We start from the raw sequence: 14,478 nt of genomic DNA on the forward strand, positions 1-14,478 counted from the left end.
ACAGGAAAGCTGCGAAACGCTATTCCTTGCCTGTAAGACAGAGTGAGCCGAAAACACGCCAATATTTCGGCAATCCTACCCATGAAACCAAATGTTTATCGGCTTGCCGTCGACCGAGGTTAGTGCTTGGCTAATGCCGGCACCCGTTCCGTCTAGCGCGAGGTTTTCAAAATGCCTGTTCTTCCGTCCGTGCTCGAAGCAATCGGCAACACGCCGCTGATCCGGCTAAAGGCCGTTTCCGAAGCGACCGGCTGCAACATTCTCGGCAAAGCGGAGTTCCTCAATCCCGGGCAGTCCGTGAAGGACCGGGCGGCGCTCTGGATCATCCGCCAGGCCGAGAAGGCCGGGCAGTTGCGACCGGGCGGCGTGATTGTCGAAGGTACGGCCGGCAATACGGGGATCGGCCTTGCCGTTGTGGGCAGCGCACTCGGATACCGCACCGTCATCGTCATCCCCGAAACCCAGAGCCAGGAAAAGAAGGACGCGCTGCGCCTGCTTGGGGCCGAACTGGTCGAAGTTCCGGCTGTGCCTTACAAGAATCCCAACAACTACGTGAAGATCTCCGGCCGGTTGGCGGCCCAACTCGCCGAAACAGAGCCCAACGGCGCCATCTGGGCAAACCAGTTCGACAATGTCGCCAACCGGCAAGCGCATGTCGACACGACCGCGCCTGAAATCTGGCGAGACACCGACGGCAAGGTCGACGGCTTCATCTGCGCCGTCGGCTCCGGCGGCACGCTTGCCGGTGTGGCGGAAGGTCTGCGCGCCCGCAATGCGGCGATCAAGATCGGCATCGCCGACCCGGAAGGGGCGGCACTCTACAATTTTTATGCCCATGGCGAGCTCAAGTCGAGCGGCAGCTCGATCACCGAAGGCATCGGTCAGGGCCGAATCACCGCCAACCTCGAAGGCTTCACGCCGGACTTCGCCTACCAGATTCCCGATGCTGAAGCGGTACCCTACGTGTTCGATCTCATCGAACAGGAAGGTATCTGCGTCGGCGGCTCGACCGGCATCAACATCGCCGGAGCCGTGCGACTTGCCCGTGACCTCGGGCCGGGACACACGGTCGTGACGATCCTCTGCGACTATGGTAACCGCTATCAGTCGAAGCTCTTCAATCCGGACTTCCTGACCTCCAAGGGTTTGCCGGTTCCGGACTGGCTGAAGACGACCTCGAACATAGCAGTGCCATACGAACCCGCTGGATAGGATTGCCATGACCGGAACCGTCACCGCCCTCTTCCGAGACGATTTTTACCTCTCGACCTGCGAAGCACGTGTGACGGCAATCCTGGAAGGCGGCGGCATCCAGCTGGATCAGACCTGCTTTTATGCGACATCCGGCGGGCAACCGGGAGACACGGGTTTCCTCGAGCGCGAGGACGGCAGCCGCATCGACATCGTCGAAACCCGGCATGGCGCGACCAAGGACGTCATCGCTCACATGCCTGCCGGCGGCGCGCCCACGCCGGCGGTCGGCGAGAAGCTCGTGCTGCACATCGACTGGCCGCGCCGCTACCGGCTGATGCGCATGCACACGGCCTGTCATCTGCTGTCGGTCGTCTGCCCCTTCCCGATCACCGGCGCAGCCGTGGGAGAGGAGGAAAGCCGCGTGGACTTCGACATGAGCGAAACGATCGACAAGGACGAGGTCACGGCAGCGCTGATGAAACTCGTCGAAGAGAACCATCCGGTCTACGTGCAGTGGATCACCGACGAGGAGCTGGCCGCCAATCCGGGCATTGTCAAGTCGAAGAACGTCCGCCCGCCGATGGGGCTTGGCCGGGTCAGTCTCGTCTGCATCGGCGAGAATTCATCGATCGACAGCCAGCCCTGCGGCGGAACGCATGTTTCCGAGACCCAGGAAGTGGGTGCGATCCACATCGCCAAGATCGAGAAGAAGGGCAAGGAAAACAGACGCTTCCGTATACGCTTCGCGACGCCCGAAGATGGGGTTGCGGTCTAGTGTGCGCAGGGAAATTGTTCTTTCACATGAGAAAGCCAGTGGAGTGACGACGATGGATGGTGATAACGAAAACAAGAGCCGCTTTGTCGTTTCTGCGGATTGGCTTGAACAGCGCCTCGATGATCCGTCGGTCAAGATAGTCGATGCCTCCTGGTATCTGCCGGCGCAGAACCGCGACGGGCAAGCCGAATACGCCGCCGCGCACATTCCCGGGGCGGTCTTCTTCGATCAGGACGCGATCGCCGATCGGTCGAGCGCGCTGCCGCACACCTTGCCCTCTCCCGTGGCATTCGCCGACGCCGTGGGCGCAATGGGAATCAGCGAGAACGACACGATCGTCGTCTACGACGGCCCGGGGATTTTCACCGCTCCGAGAGTCTGGTGGATGTTCCGAATCATGGGCGCCAAAAACGTCTTCGTTCTCGATGGCGGAATGGACGGCTGGAAAGCGGACGGCCGGCCGACGACGACCGAGGTCCCGAAATTCAGCCCGCGGGTTTTCAACGCAGTCTTCAACCCGAACGCGGTCACCTCGTTCGAGCGCATGAGAGATGTGGTCGAGCACCGGCTCTCGCAGATTGCCGATGCGCGCAGCGCCGGGCGCTTTGCCGGAGAGGAACCGGAACCGCGGGCCGGCATGCGGTCGGGCCATATGCCGGGTGCAAGGAGCCTGCCTTCGGGCGTATTCTCCGAGAAGGGCAGGTTCAAGGATCTCGATGCGCTGCGCCGGACTTTCGCGGATGCCGGCATCGATCTGACGAAGCCGGTCGTCACGAGCTGCGGCTCCGGCATTACCGCCGCCATCATCACGCTTGCGCTTCAATCCTTGGGACATGAGGACAATACGCTTTATGATGGCTCCTGGTCGGAATGGGGTAGCCGGCCGGATACTCCGGTTGCAATCGGTAAAGAGTGAGAGCCATGCCAAGGTCAAAGCCTGCCGCGATCACGGCGCACGTGACCGAACTCGAAATGACGTCGCCGCCGAAGCAAAGTCTGCCGATGCCGATCAACATCCATACGGCGATCCTGCGCGTTTCGGATATTCCCCTCGCCTATTACCGCTTTCTCTATCTGCGTGTCGGAAAGCGCTGGCACTGGGCGGAGCGCCTGCGCATGAGCGACGACGATCTGGCGGCTATCCTCCACGACAAGCGAACGACGGTCATGGTCCTCTATGTGGACGGTGCGCCGGCCGGTTTCTTCGAATTCCGGCAACTCGACGATGACCTCATCGACCTCACCCATTTCGGGCTCATGGAGCACGCGCTCGGCCTGGGACTCGGTAAGTGGTTTTTGCTGCAGACATTGTTTGCGGCCTGGGCCATGAACCCGCGCAAGGTCACGGTCACGACGAACAATCTCGATCACCCCCGGGCGCTGCAGCTTTACCAGCAGTTCGGCTTTTCTCCGGTCGCGACGCGGGAGACGGTGGTCGAGCCGCTGTGCGACGAGGAACTTCTCACCTTCGCGAAGAAGCTCTGAACGGCTTCAGGATCTTAGATCTAAGTTCGGCAAGTATCGGGTGTCGTTCCCTGACGCCGGTGCGCATCTTTCTCCTGAATTCAGCCAATCGGGAGAAGCGCCATGAAACTCAATTACGTTGCAATGCCCGTCGAAGAGGCGGAACGGCTAAGGCAAGGCGGGCGGGATGCCTATGGCCACCGGCCCGAGCGGCGCATTTCGGACGGCGACGGCGTGCCGTGCCGGCACTGTCTTCGTAATGTCGATGAAGGCCAGCCTTATCTCGTTCTGGCCTACCGGCCGTTTTCGTCGGTTCAGGCCTATGCCGAAACGGGACCGATCTTCATGCATGCCGAAAATTGCGCGGTTCACGGCGGAGCCTCCGTGCCGCCGATTCTCGCGTCCAGCAAGAGCTATCTTCTGCGTGGCTACGGGAGTGATGAGCGCATCGTCTACGGCACCGGCGGGGCCGTCGATGCCGAGTACCTCGAGCAGCGGGCCGAGGAATTGCTGGCACGGCCGGACGTCGCCTTCGTGCATGTTCGCTCGGGAAAATACAACTGCTACCAGTGCCGCATCGAAGCGGCCTGAGTGGGAGCCCGGCGCTTGACGGCGCCGGGCGGTTCAGCGTGTCAGGCGACGTGAAGGACGGCCTCGGGAGCGTGGGCGTCGTAGCCGAGCGCTTCGGCCACGGCCGCATTGGTTACGCGGCCTCGGTGGACATTGAGGCCGGCGCGCAGATGCCGGTCCTCGGCGATCGCCTTGAGGCCGCGGTCGGCGAGCTGAAGTCCGTATTGGAGCGTCGCATTGTTGAGTGCGTGCGCCGACGTGATCGGCACGGCCCCCGGCATGTTCGCGACGCAGTAATGCACGATGCCGTCGACCTCGTAGGTTGGTTCGGAGTGCGTCGTCGCATGCGACGTCTCGAAGCAGCCGCCCTGGTCGATCGCGACATCGACAATGACAGCGCCTTTTTTCATGGCGGACAGCATTTCGCGCGTGACGAGCTTCGGCGCAGCAGCGCCGGGAATGAGCACGGCTCCGATGACCATGTCGGCGGAGAAGACTTCCTCTTCCAAGGCATCGATCGTCGAATAGCGCGTATGGACACGGCCGTTGAAGATATCGTCGAGTTGGCGTAGACGCGGCAGGGACCGGTCCAGGATCGAAACGTCGGCCCCGAGACCCGCAGCCATCTTGGCCGCATGCAGGCCGACGACGCCGCCACCGATGATCGCGACCTTGGCCGGAAGAACGCCCGGTACGCCGCCGAGCAGGATTCCGCGGCCTCCATTTGCCTTCTGGAGCGAGGTCGCGCCCGCCTGGATCGCCAGCCGTCCCGCGACCTCGGACATCGGCGCAAGCAGCGGCAACCCGCCGCGCTCATCCGTCACGGTCTCGTAGGCGACCGCCGTGACGCCGGACTTGAGAAGTCCCTGGGTCTGTTCCGGGTCCGGTGCGAGATGAAGATAGGTATAGAGAATCTGGCCTTCGCGCAGTTGCGCCCATTCGGAGGGCTGCGGCTCCTTGACCTTGACGATCATATCCGCCTTTTCGAAGACTTCCCTGGCTGTCGGTACGATCCTCGCACCGGCTGCGCGATAGGAGTCGTCATCCGCCCCGATCCCTGCCCCGGCCTTTGTTTCCACGATGACCTCGTGGCCGTGGGCTACATATTCCCGTACTGATCCGGGCGTAAGGCCGACACGGTATTCATGGTTTTTGATTTCCTTCGGGCAACCGACACGCATCTTTGCGTTCCTCTCCTATCTGTGGGCTTTTTTGCCGCGCTGATGAGGGGTCCAGCAAAGCAGATGGCATTCCGAATGTCCTTGCAAAGACGTGCTCATCCATGCATTGCTTTAGGGAGTTATTGCGCAAAACAACGACTATTCGAAAGAAGATGCGAATGGCTGGCTTGGATGCTATCGATCGTTCGATTCTGCGCATTCTGCAGCAGGATGGCCGAATCTCGAACGCCGACCTCGCAGGGAGGGTCGGCCTCTCGCCGTCCGCCTGTTCGCGGCGGGTCGATATCCTCGAAAAGTCCGGGACGATCGCCGGTTACCATGCGCGTATCGCCCACAAGGCGCTCGACTACAAGATCATGGTCATCGTGCATATTTCGCTCTCCGGGCAGTTCGCCAAGACGCTTGCGGAGTTCGAAGCCGCGGTGAAGCTCTGCCCCAATGTGCTCGTTTGTTACCTGATGTCCGGGGAATACGACTATATCCTGCGCGTCGCAGCGAAGGATCTGGAGGACTATGAACGCATCCACCGCGACTGGCTTTCGGCGCTGCCGCATGTCGTAAAGATCAATTCGAGTTTTTCGCTGCGCGAGGTCATCGACCGCCCCAATGTCGGCATCTGAGACCGTGATCCGCCGAGACGCGGCGGTAACCCCGTCTGCAAAAATCAGCCGCTTTGCGTAGCCGGGCCATTCCGCCATAGTTGCGCTTATCTGAACGCGCTTTCGAGGGGAGATCACCGATGACCGTTTTGCATCCCATTTCGCGCCGGACCCTGCTCGGCGGTCTTGCCGCCACGTCGGCATGTGTCGTGCTGCATCCCTTCGCGACCCGCGCGGCTGCGAACCAGACGCATCTCAGGATCATGGAAACCACGGACCTGCACGTCCATGTCTTTCCCTACGATTACTATGCCGACAAGCCGAACGACACGCTCGGCCTGGCGCGCACCGCTTCGATCGTCGACGCCATCCGCGCCGAGGCGACGAACGCGATCCTTGTCGACAATGGCGATTTTCTTCAGGGAAATCCGATGGGCGATTACATCGCCTACAAGCGCGGCATGAAGGAAGGCGACATGCATCCGGTCATCGCCGCGATGAACGTGCTCGGCTACGACTGCGGCACGCTGGGCAATCACGAGTTCAATTACGGCCTGGACTTCATGTTCAATGTGATCAACGGCGCAAACTTTCCGATCGTCTGCGCCAATCTGATCAATGGCGCCATGGCCGCCGCCCCGCGCCAGGACAAGCTCTTCCTCAAGCCCTATGTGATCCTCGATCGGAAAGTGAAGGACGGGGCCGGTCAGGAACACCCGATCCGCATCGGCGTCATCGGGTTCGTGCCGCCGCAGATCATGACCTGGGACGCCAAGAACCTGGAAGGCAAGGCGAATGCGCGCGACATCGTCAAGACCGCGCAAGCCTGGGTGCCGCAAATGCGTGAGGAAGGTGCCGACATCGTCATCTCTCTGTCCCATTCCGGCATAGGGCAGCAGGCCTATGCCGAAAATCTCGAAAACGCGTCCGTACCCCTGGCGGCAATCGAGGGTATCGACGCCATCGTCACCGGCCACAGCCACCTCGATTTTCCGGGACCCAAGTTCGACGGAACGCCGGGCGTCGACAATGCCAAAGGGTTGATTTCCGGAAAGCCCGGCGTCATGGGCGGCTTCTGGGGATCGCATCTCGGCCTCATCGATCTCCTGCTCGAACGCGACGGGGGTGAGTGGCGTGTGATCGGTTCGACAAGCGAGGCGCGGCCCATCTTTCGCCGGGAAGAAAAGAAGGTGATCGCCGAGGTCGGTGACAAGCCGGAAGTGCTGGCAGCCGCGCAGAAGGACCACGAAGCGACGGTCGCCTATGTCCGCACCCCCGTCGGCAAAACCTCCGCACCGCTCTACTCCTATTTCGCGCTCGTCGCGGACGATCCGTCGGTGCAGATCGTGAGCCAGGCCCAGACCTGGTATATCCGCGACATGCTCAAGGACACCGAGCACCGCGACCTGCCGGTCCTCTCCGCCGCGGCGCCGTTCAAGGCCGGCGGGCGCGGCGGCGCCGAGTACTATACGGACGTTCCAGCGGGCGACATCGCCATCAAGAACGTTGCCGACCTCTACCTCTATCCGAATACGGTGCAGGCGGTCGTCATCACCGGCGACGAGGTGCGCAACTGGCTCGAAATGTCCGCCGGCATCTTCAACCGGATCGCGCCGGGATCAGCCGATGCAAGCCTGATCAATGGCGACTTCCCTTCCTATAATTTCGACGTGATCGACGGGGTCACCTACCAGATCGACCTCTCGCAGCCTGCGAAATACGACAAGGACGGCAACGTGGCGAACCCGGCGGCCAGCCGCATCCGCGACCTGAAATTCGATGGCAAGCCGATAGATCCCAAGCAGAGATTTGTCGTAGCGACCAACAACTACCGTGCCGGCGGCGGCGGCAATTTTCCGGGCATCGCCGGCGACAAGGTCGTCTTCGTCGCGCCCGACACCAACCGTGATGTCATCGTGCGCTACATCGTCGAACAGGGAACGATCAACCCCTCTGCGGACGCGAACTGGACATTTGCGCCGCAGAAGGACACGAGCGTGCTGTTCGATAGCGGCCCGAAGGCGCGTCGATTCCTGGCAGAGGTCAAGGCGGTGAAGATCGAGGATGCAGGCGACGGCAGCGACGGTTTCGCCCGGTTCAGGATCAAGCTTTGACTCCCGATGCGGGCGGAGAGCCGAACATGCTTTTCCTCGTCCGGCTCGGCTTGTTTGATTGCCTGGTCCCTGTGCTCGTCACAGGTACCGGACGTCAGACTGGCCGGGACTGAGCGTCGTCGGCAAAAAGGGCCGCGCGCTGCTCGTCGATGATCTGCCGTCCCTTGCGCAACGCCGAGTCGATGGCGTCCTGCTCGGAGGTGAAGAGATCTGCCCGGATGAAGCTGCGGACTTTCGTTGCACCGTCAGGCATCGACTTTTCGATACTGCCGGCAAGCCGGTACTGCGACCCCTCCCGCTGAGGCGTCGCGCGGATTACGCAATCCGCATAGTTCTCGGACTTGCCTGCCGCAGGCTGCGCCTGCGTTTCAGAGCCGCCGGAGCGACCGAATAATTTCGAGAAAAACGATGCCATGTCTCACAGTTAGCTGTGCTCGCCGGCCCTGTCAAAGCGAAAATTGGTGAACCGGCGCCGGTCACGTGCCGCCTTCTCAAATGACGAAGTTGGCCAGCATCTCGTTCTCGGTGATATCCTGGTAGCGCAGCCCCGCTGCATCGAAACGCTGTTTGAGGACCGGAAAATTCTCGGCGTGCTTCGTCTCGATACCGATAAGCACGGAGCCGAAGTTTCGGGCCGATTTTTTCAGATATTCGAACCGGGCGATGTCGTCCTCCTCGCCCAGGAGACCGAGGAAATCGCGAAGCGCGCCCGGGCGCTGCGCCATCCGCAGGATAAAGTATTTCTTGAGCCCCGCATGGCGCATGGCCCGCTCCTTCACGTCCGGCAGACGCTCGAAGTCGAAATTGCCTCCGGAAACGACCGCTACGACGATCTTGCCTTCGAGACTGTCGCGGCCAAGCGCTTCCAGTGCGGTGACTGAAAGCGCGCCGGCGGGTTCGAGAACCACGCCCTCGACATTCAGCATTTCGGTGATCGTCAGGCAGATCGCATTCTCCGGCAGCAGCAACACCTGCTCCGGCGAAAATCTCCGGAGCGCAGCAAAGTTCAGGTCGCCGATCCGTGCGACTGCCGCGCCGTCGACGAAATTGTCCACCTGGTCGAGCGTAACGACGCTGCCGAGTTCCAGGCTGCGCCTGAAGCTCGGCGCCCCCTCCGGTTCACAGAACAGAAAGCGATCGGCCGAGAGGCTGTCGCCCAAATAGCCGGTCACGCCCGCGGCCAGGCCGCCCCCGCCAACGGGCAGGACGACAAGATCGGCGACGAGGCCGGCAGGCAATTGTTCGGCTATCTCCGCTGCAACCGTGGCCTGGCCTTCGATGATATCCTCATGGTCGAAGGGCGGCACCATGACGCCGCCGATCGCTTCCACATGCTCGCGCGCCGCCTTGTAGCATTGATCGAATATATCGCCGACGAGGCGGATCGTGATGAATTCGGCCCCGAACATTCGCGTCTTGTCGATCTTCTGCTGGGGCGTCGTCACGGGCATGAAGACGACGCCGGGAACGCCGAAGTGACGGCAGACGAAGGCAAAGCCCTGAGCGTGATTGCCTGCGGACGCGCAAACGAAGGTCTTCCCGGCCGCTCCGGAGCCGAGCGACTTGCGGAAGAAATTGAAGGCGCCGCGGATCTTGTAGGAGCGCACCGGCGAAAGGTCCTCGCGCTTCAGGAAGACGGTCGCCCCATAGCGCGCGCTCAGGTGCTCGTTGAGCTGAAGCGGCGTCGGCGGAAAGATTTCGCGCATCGCCGCTGCCGCTTTTTCAACATCCTGCTTCATCACGTGACTTCACCCGTTGAGTTTGCCGATTGCAGTCGCTATTGCACATTGCCGCGCCGGAGACCATCGATTTGACACGAATCAGTCACGCACGGCACTATCGCGCCCGCTTCGGGCGATCGCCGGCCCACCGACAAACCGCTTGCAGGAAATCAAGAGCTTGAACGCGAATCTGATCCGGCATGCTGTCCATCTCGCGGCGATCCTGGGGCTCTATCTCTCCGGCGCGATGCTGATTCCGGCTCTGGTCGATCTCTATTACGGCCACGCGGACTGGCAGGTCTTCGCCGTGACGGCCTTCATGACGGGCGCAATCTCGTCGACGACGTTCATGGCGACACGCGCAGGTCCTCCGCCCTTCTCGAAGAAATTCGGCTTCCTGGTGGTGAACATCCTGTGGATCGTGTTTTCGATCGTCGGCGCCATTCCACTCTGGCTTTCCTCGGTGAATCTGGATTTCGCCCAGGCCCTGTTCGAGTCCGTGTCGGCGGTAACGACGACCGGCTCGACCGTAATCGTCGGGCTCGATGACGCGCCGCCCGGCCTCCTGCTCTGGCGGTCGCTCCTGAGCTGGTTCGGCGGCATAGGCATCGTCGTTCTCGGCCTGTTCATCATTCCCTATCTGCGTGTCGGCGGCATGTCCTTCTTCAAGATGGAATCCTCCGACACCAGCGACAAACCCTTTGCCCGGCTCGCAAGCTTCGGCCGCGCCTTCCTCGTCGTATACGTATCGATAACTCTGCTGTGCGCGATCAGCTACGCCATGCTCGGGATGAACAGGTTCGACGCGATCAACCACGCGATGACGACCGTCGCCACGGGCGGCTTTTCGACTCACGATGCGTCATTCGGCTACTTTTCCAGCATTCCCCTGCTCTGGGTCAGCACGTTCTTCATGACGCTCTGCAGCCTGCCCTTCTCCATCCTGATCGTGCTCGTCGTGCGCGGACGGCTGGACGCGCTCCGCGATCCTCAGATCATCGTATTTCTGGGCTATCTCACGGCATTCTCGGTTGCGGTTGCCGCCTATCACCGGCTCGCCAACGGTGTCGAGTTCCACCTGGCGCTTACCTATGCCTTCTTCAATATCACGTCGATACTGTCGACCACGGGCTATGCGAGCGAAGACTACAGCCTTTGGGGACCGTTCGCGGTGATGGTCGCGTTCATATGCACCTTCATCGGCGGTTGTTCGGGCTCGACGGCGGGCGGCATGAAGGCCTATAGGTTCGTCGTGCTCTTCAACGCCATTCGGTCTGCCCTGAACAAGCTCGTCTACCCGAATGCGATTTATGCGGTCCGGTACGGGAAGAATACGGTCGACGCGGACGTGCAGCGCGCCATCCTGCTGTTCTTCATCACCTATATCCTGCTCTGGGTCTTCGGCAGCCTGGTCATGGGCGCCCTTGGCTATGATCTCGTCACGGCCGTGTCGGCCGTGATCACGTGCCTCTCCAATGTCGGCCCCGGCCTCGGCAGCCTTATCGGCCCTGCGGGCAATTTCTCGACACTCCAGGATCCCGAGCTCTATCTGCTGTCGCTGATGATGCTGCTCGGGCGTCTGGAGGTCCTGACCGTCCTCGTCGTGCTCACTCCGATCTTCTGGAAGCAGTAACGGCCGCCGCCCGCTTCAGCCTTGCCTTGACTTGGGGTGCCAAATACCGAAAGCTCAGAGCGATCGGGCATTCTGGAAAAGCGCGATGCCGAAATACCTGCTCCTGCTGGCGGCCCTCACGAACGCCACCGTCATGCTTGCCGACACGCAGGCAGAGGCGGGTCCGCTTGCCGACGCTGCGGCGAAGGCCGAACAGCAGGCGAGCTCCGGCGATGCCGCCGGCGCGCAGGAAACCTTGCGCAAGGCCGTGGGCGACTTTTCGCAGACCCTTCCCTTCGCCATCGGCAAGGCGGTTTTCGTCACAGAAGCACCGGCGGGCTTTGCAATGTACGAGCCCCGGCCCGACCCGGTATTCGAAGCCGGCGAAACGCTCATATCCTATGTGGAGCCCGTGGGACTTACCTGGAAGGAAGCAAGCGACGAGGGCAAGCTCGAGACACGCTTCACGGTCGACTTCGACATCCTGAACCCCAAGGGAGAGGTGCTCGCCAGCCAGAAGGCGTTCGGCGACTTCACCTTCAAGGGCTATCAGCGCAACCAGGAAATCTATGCGACGCTGAGGATCGACGTCGCCGGGGCACCATCCGGGAATTATGTGCTGCGCTACCGCTTCAACGACACCAACAGCGGCAGGAGCGCAAGCGTCGATCAACCGTTCGAGATCTCCGGCTCTTGAGAGTTGCCTGTCTCAGGCAGTAGCACGCCGGAATCGGAAGGCGGAGCACTTGGCTGGTGGGGAATCTGGTGGTTCTGGTGCGGACGACGGGACGGACTGCCGGGGCCCGCGCTGGTGAGTCTCGCGTCGTTTCCGGGTTGGTGGGCAATAGCCCGATTTTAACCCCGTCTAACAGGCCGCCCCCGGCCCTGACCTCGGCGCGACCGCCCTCCATCCCGGAGCCGGAGTCGAAACACCGGTTTCGACCCCATTGCAGCCATCCGAACCTGCTCGCGCCATGGCGCAACTCGGCCCTAAGCGGACGTCTAGAACCAATATTGTTTCATCCGTGTCAGGAAATTGACCGTCGTCACGGGGAAGTCGGAGGCGTCACCGATGACGGAATCAATGCCGCAGCGTGGGCAAAGAGCGGTGCGGTCATCGTCCACCCAATCATCAATCTCGTTAGGTGGGAAGGTTGAGCAGCAGTAGAAGCAGCCACAGAGTGAACTCGTTTCGATTTCCGCTCGATGGTTAGCACTATGCTTGTGCGCTAGGGCGATATCGTCTTCCATAAACTACCATTATTTAAGCGTATTAGGCGTTGTCCAGTGGTGGCTTACTACGGCGCCTCAGCGACATGGCGGCAGTCGGCCCGAAGCGGACTGCCAGTTCGTTGCGCGGAGACAGCAGGTTTGCGCCCCCATTCCGGTCATTAAGCGGATCCGCGAAAAATTCCGGAGCGGACATCCCAGCAGACGGCAAAACTACTCCGAGACGGTGATCCCCATGTTCGCCGCAGGCGGCGACCTCCACGACCGTCCCGGTGGCGGCAACCGCGACGAGATTCAGTTCTGCGGCGTCCGATCGCCGGCCCTCGTACGGGAACCTTGTTGGTGATGACGTCGTCGGCCTCGCGTATCAACGGACATAAACATCTTGAGGCGGGGTGTTGCGGTCGAGCAACGATACGTAGAGCGGTGTTGCGGACATAGAAGGCGGGCGGTATTCGAGGAAAAGCGCTGGCCGAACTCATCCGGCCACCGGGTCTTGCTTGAGGATCAGACCTCTTCGTCTTGGAACGCCTCTTCGCGTGTCTTGCGGAACGATGGCAGGATCATCAGGAAAAGCAGGCCTGCTGTCGCAAGCAGCAGGACAAGGCTGATCGGTCGTTCGACAAACACGCTGGGATCTCCGTGGGAGATCGTCATGGCCCGGCGAATGTTCGTTTCGAGCAGCGGTCCCAGCACGAAACCCAGAAGAAGCGGGCCCGGCTCGCACTTGGCCTTGCGAAAAGCATATCCCAGGAGACCGAAGCCCGCGGCAAGCACCACGTCGAAGATGCGATTGTTGATGCTGTACACGCCGACGCAGCAGAACAGCAGGATAGCAGGATAGAGCAGCCGGTACGGCACCGTCAGCAACTTCACCCAGACGCCGATGAGCGGAAGGTTGATGACGACAAGCATGAGGTTGCCGATCCACATGCTCGCGACCAGTCCCCAGAAGATCTCCGGCTGGGTCTGGAGCACCGTCGGCCCCGGCGTGATGCCGTGGATGATGAAGGCGCTCAGCATCATGGCCATCATGTTGTTTGATGGGATGCCGAGTGTAAGCAGCGGGATGAACGCCGATTGCGCGCCGGCGTTGTTGGCAGCCTCAGGTCCGGCGACGCCTTCGACGGCACCTTCGCCAAATTCCTCCGGTCGTTTCGATACCTTCTTCTCAACCGAATAGGCACAGAGCGATGCGAGTGTCGCACCGCCGCCGGGGAGGACGCCTAGGAAGGTGCCGACCCCTGTTCCACGAAGGACTGCAGGCCAGGCACGAAGGAAGTCCTCGCGAGAGGGCCAAAGCCGGCTCAGCTTGCTGACCAGGACGCCGCGAGCCTCGACATTCTCCAGGTTCTCGATGATCTCGGCGAAGCCGAACAGGCCGATCGCGATCACCACGAAGTCGATGCCGTCGAACAATTCAACGGCATTGAACGTCAGACGCTCCTCGCCGGAACTTGCATCGATACCGACCATGCCAAGCAACAACCCGAAAAGAATCATCCCGATCGCCTTGAGCACCGGCCCACGGGCCAGAATAGTGGCGGCCAGCAGGCCGAACAGCATGAGCGAGACGTATTCTGCAGGTCCGAACGAAAGTGCGAACGACGAAAGCGTCGGCCCAGCGATCGCAATGCCGAGCGTAGCGACGGTTCCGGCGAAGAAGGACCCGAGCGCCGCCACGGCAAGCGCCGCGCCAGCTCTCCCCTTCTGCGCCATCTTATAGCCGTCCACCGCCGTGACTACCGATGAGGCCTCGCCGGGAAGATTGACGAGGATGGCCGTCGTCGAGCCTCCGTACTGCGCGCCGTAATAAATGCCGGCGAGCATGATGAGCCCTGCAAGAGGAGGCAGGTAGAAGGTGATCGGCAGAAGGACGGCGATGGTCGCGGTCGGTCCGATACCAGGCAAGACGCCGATGAGAGTTCCCAGCAATGCTCCCAACAGGCAGAAGCCCAGATTGGTGGGAGTGAACGCCTCGCTGAAACCGAGCGCAAGAAGGTCGATGAAGTTCATGG

At 61.4% G+C, this 14,478-nt stretch carries 13 protein-coding genes; 9 read left to right on the forward strand and 4 right to left on the reverse strand.

All coding sequences use genetic code 11. The annotated features are described in order from the left end of the window. Window positions 1-171: 171 nt before the first annotated feature. From ACFHWW_RS23295 to ACFHWW_RS23315, 5 genes are all read left to right on the forward strand, one after another. On the forward strand, window positions 172-1,212 hold the full coding sequence (locus ACFHWW_RS23295) for a cysteine synthase A (protein WP_026168589.1): 1,041 nt from the start codon (window positions 172-174) through the stop codon (window positions 1,210-1,212). A 7-nt stretch (window positions 1,213-1,219) separates the two neighbouring features. Further along, entirely contained in the window at window positions 1,220-1,969 is a 750-nt protein-coding gene (locus ACFHWW_RS23300; RefSeq protein ID WP_275597947.1) for an alanyl-tRNA editing protein, read from the forward strand. A gap of 52 nt (window positions 1,970-2,021) precedes the next feature. Further along, window positions 2,022-2,885: a 3-mercaptopyruvate sulfurtransferase gene (sseA, locus tag ACFHWW_RS23305; protein WP_379941077.1), complete on the forward strand. Its 864-nt coding sequence runs from the start codon at window positions 2,022-2,024 to the stop codon at window positions 2,883-2,885. Between the two features lie 5 nt (window positions 2,886-2,890). After that, window positions 2,891-3,454 (forward strand): GNAT family N-acetyltransferase, encoded by a 564-nt coding sequence (locus tag ACFHWW_RS23310; RefSeq protein ID WP_379941079.1) that lies wholly within the window; start codon window positions 2,891-2,893, stop codon window positions 3,452-3,454. Between the two features lie 102 nt (window positions 3,455-3,556). Beyond that, the gene (locus ACFHWW_RS23315; protein WP_379941081.1) at window positions 3,557-4,024 is read left to right on the forward strand and encodes a DUF1203 domain-containing protein; all 468 of its coding nucleotides are present in this window, start codon (window positions 3,557-3,559) and stop codon (window positions 4,022-4,024) included. A 41-nt stretch (window positions 4,025-4,065) separates the two neighbouring features. On the opposite strand, the gene ald is transcribed toward ACFHWW_RS23315, so the two are convergent. Further along, window positions 4,066-5,184, reverse strand: coding sequence for an alanine dehydrogenase (ald, locus tag ACFHWW_RS23320; RefSeq protein ID WP_100674253.1), 1,119 nt, complete (start codon window positions 5,182-5,184; stop codon window positions 4,066-4,068). A gap of 158 nt (window positions 5,185-5,342) precedes the next feature. Between ald and ACFHWW_RS23325 the strand changes: the two genes are divergently transcribed. Together ACFHWW_RS23325 and ACFHWW_RS23330 are read left to right on the forward strand one after the other, a co-directional pair. After that, on the forward strand, window positions 5,343-5,804 hold the full coding sequence (locus ACFHWW_RS23325; RefSeq protein ID WP_018094938.1) for an Lrp/AsnC family transcriptional regulator: 462 nt from the start codon (window positions 5,343-5,345) through the stop codon (window positions 5,802-5,804). Between the two features lie 119 nt (window positions 5,805-5,923). Beyond that, window positions 5,924-7,897, forward strand: coding sequence for a bifunctional 2',3'-cyclic-nucleotide 2'-phosphodiesterase/3'-nucleotidase (locus ACFHWW_RS23330; RefSeq protein ID WP_379941084.1), 1,974 nt, complete (start codon window positions 5,924-5,926; stop codon window positions 7,895-7,897). 94 nt (window positions 7,898-7,991) lie between these two features. Here the strand turns inward: ACFHWW_RS23330 and ACFHWW_RS23335 are convergent, their stop codons facing one another. Then, a complete protein-coding gene (locus ACFHWW_RS23335; protein WP_100674251.1) occupies window positions 7,992-8,312 on the reverse strand; it encodes an HlyU family transcriptional regulator in 321 nt (106 codons plus the stop codon). A gap of 76 nt (window positions 8,313-8,388) precedes the next feature. Then, window positions 8,389-9,636, reverse strand: coding sequence for a threonine ammonia-lyase (gene ilvA, locus ACFHWW_RS23340; protein ID WP_100674250.1), 1,248 nt, complete (start codon window positions 9,634-9,636; stop codon window positions 8,389-8,391). A 160-nt stretch (window positions 9,637-9,796) separates the two neighbouring features. Here ilvA and ACFHWW_RS23345 point away from each other — a divergent pair, with 160 nt between their 5' ends. Then, window positions 9,797-11,251, forward strand: a complete 1,455-nt coding sequence (locus tag ACFHWW_RS23345; RefSeq protein ID WP_100674319.1) for a TrkH family potassium uptake protein — start codon at window positions 9,797-9,799, stop codon at window positions 11,249-11,251. Window positions 11,252-11,336: 85 nt separating this feature from the next. Further along, window positions 11,337-11,927 (forward strand): hypothetical protein, encoded by a 591-nt coding sequence (locus ACFHWW_RS23350; RefSeq protein WP_100674249.1) that lies wholly within the window; start codon window positions 11,337-11,339, stop codon window positions 11,925-11,927. 1,040 nt (window positions 11,928-12,967) lie between these two features. Here ACFHWW_RS23350 and ACFHWW_RS23355 read toward each other — a convergent pair. Further along, complete coding sequence (locus ACFHWW_RS23355; protein WP_379941087.1) at window positions 12,968-14,476, reverse strand: tripartite tricarboxylate transporter permease; 1,509 nt, start codon at window positions 14,474-14,476, stop codon at window positions 12,968-12,970. Window positions 14,477-14,478 lie beyond the last annotated feature (2 nt).

It is taken from the genome of Sinorhizobium sp. P24N7 (assembly GCF_042436655.1).
In the GTDB taxonomy this organism is placed as follows: Bacteria; Pseudomonadota; Alphaproteobacteria; order Rhizobiales; family Rhizobiaceae; genus Sinorhizobium; species Sinorhizobium meliloti_A.

Bases quoted from the DNA above. Each gene is read 5' to 3' on its own strand.
- ACFHWW_RS23355 (WP_379941087.1), bottom strand. From the start codon at position 14,476: ATGAACTTCATCGACCTTCTTGCGCTCGGTTTCAGCGAGGCGTTCACT.
- ACFHWW_RS23300 (WP_275597947.1), top strand. From the start codon at position 1,220: ATGACCGGAACCGTCACCGCCCTCTTCCGAGACGATTTTTACCTCTCG.
- ACFHWW_RS23335 (WP_100674251.1), bottom strand. From the start codon at position 8,312: ATGGCATCGTTTTTCTCGAAATTATTCGGTCGCTCCGGCGGCTCTGAA.
- ACFHWW_RS23330 (WP_379941084.1), top strand. From the start codon at position 5,924: ATGACCGTTTTGCATCCCATTTCGCGCCGGACCCTGCTCGGCGGTCTT.
- ACFHWW_RS23325 (WP_018094938.1), top strand. From the start codon at position 5,343: ATGGCTGGCTTGGATGCTATCGATCGTTCGATTCTGCGCATTCTGCAG.
- ACFHWW_RS23350 (WP_100674249.1), top strand. From the start codon at position 11,337: ATGCCGAAATACCTGCTCCTGCTGGCGGCCCTCACGAACGCCACCGTC.
- sseA (WP_379941077.1), top strand. From the start codon at position 2,022: ATGGATGGTGATAACGAAAACAAGAGCCGCTTTGTCGTTTCTGCGGAT.
- ACFHWW_RS23295 (WP_026168589.1), top strand. From the start codon at position 172: ATGCCTGTTCTTCCGTCCGTGCTCGAAGCAATCGGCAACACGCCGCTG.
- ACFHWW_RS23310 (WP_379941079.1), top strand. From the start codon at position 2,891: ATGCCAAGGTCAAAGCCTGCCGCGATCACGGCGCACGTGACCGAACTC.
- ACFHWW_RS23315 (WP_379941081.1), top strand. From the start codon at position 3,557: ATGAAACTCAATTACGTTGCAATGCCCGTCGAAGAGGCGGAACGGCTA.
- ilvA (WP_100674250.1), bottom strand. From the start codon at position 9,636: ATGAAGCAGGATGTTGAAAAAGCGGCAGCGGCGATGCGCGAAATCTTT.
- ald (WP_100674253.1), bottom strand. From the start codon at position 5,184: ATGCGTGTCGGTTGCCCGAAGGAAATCAAAAACCATGAATACCGTGTC.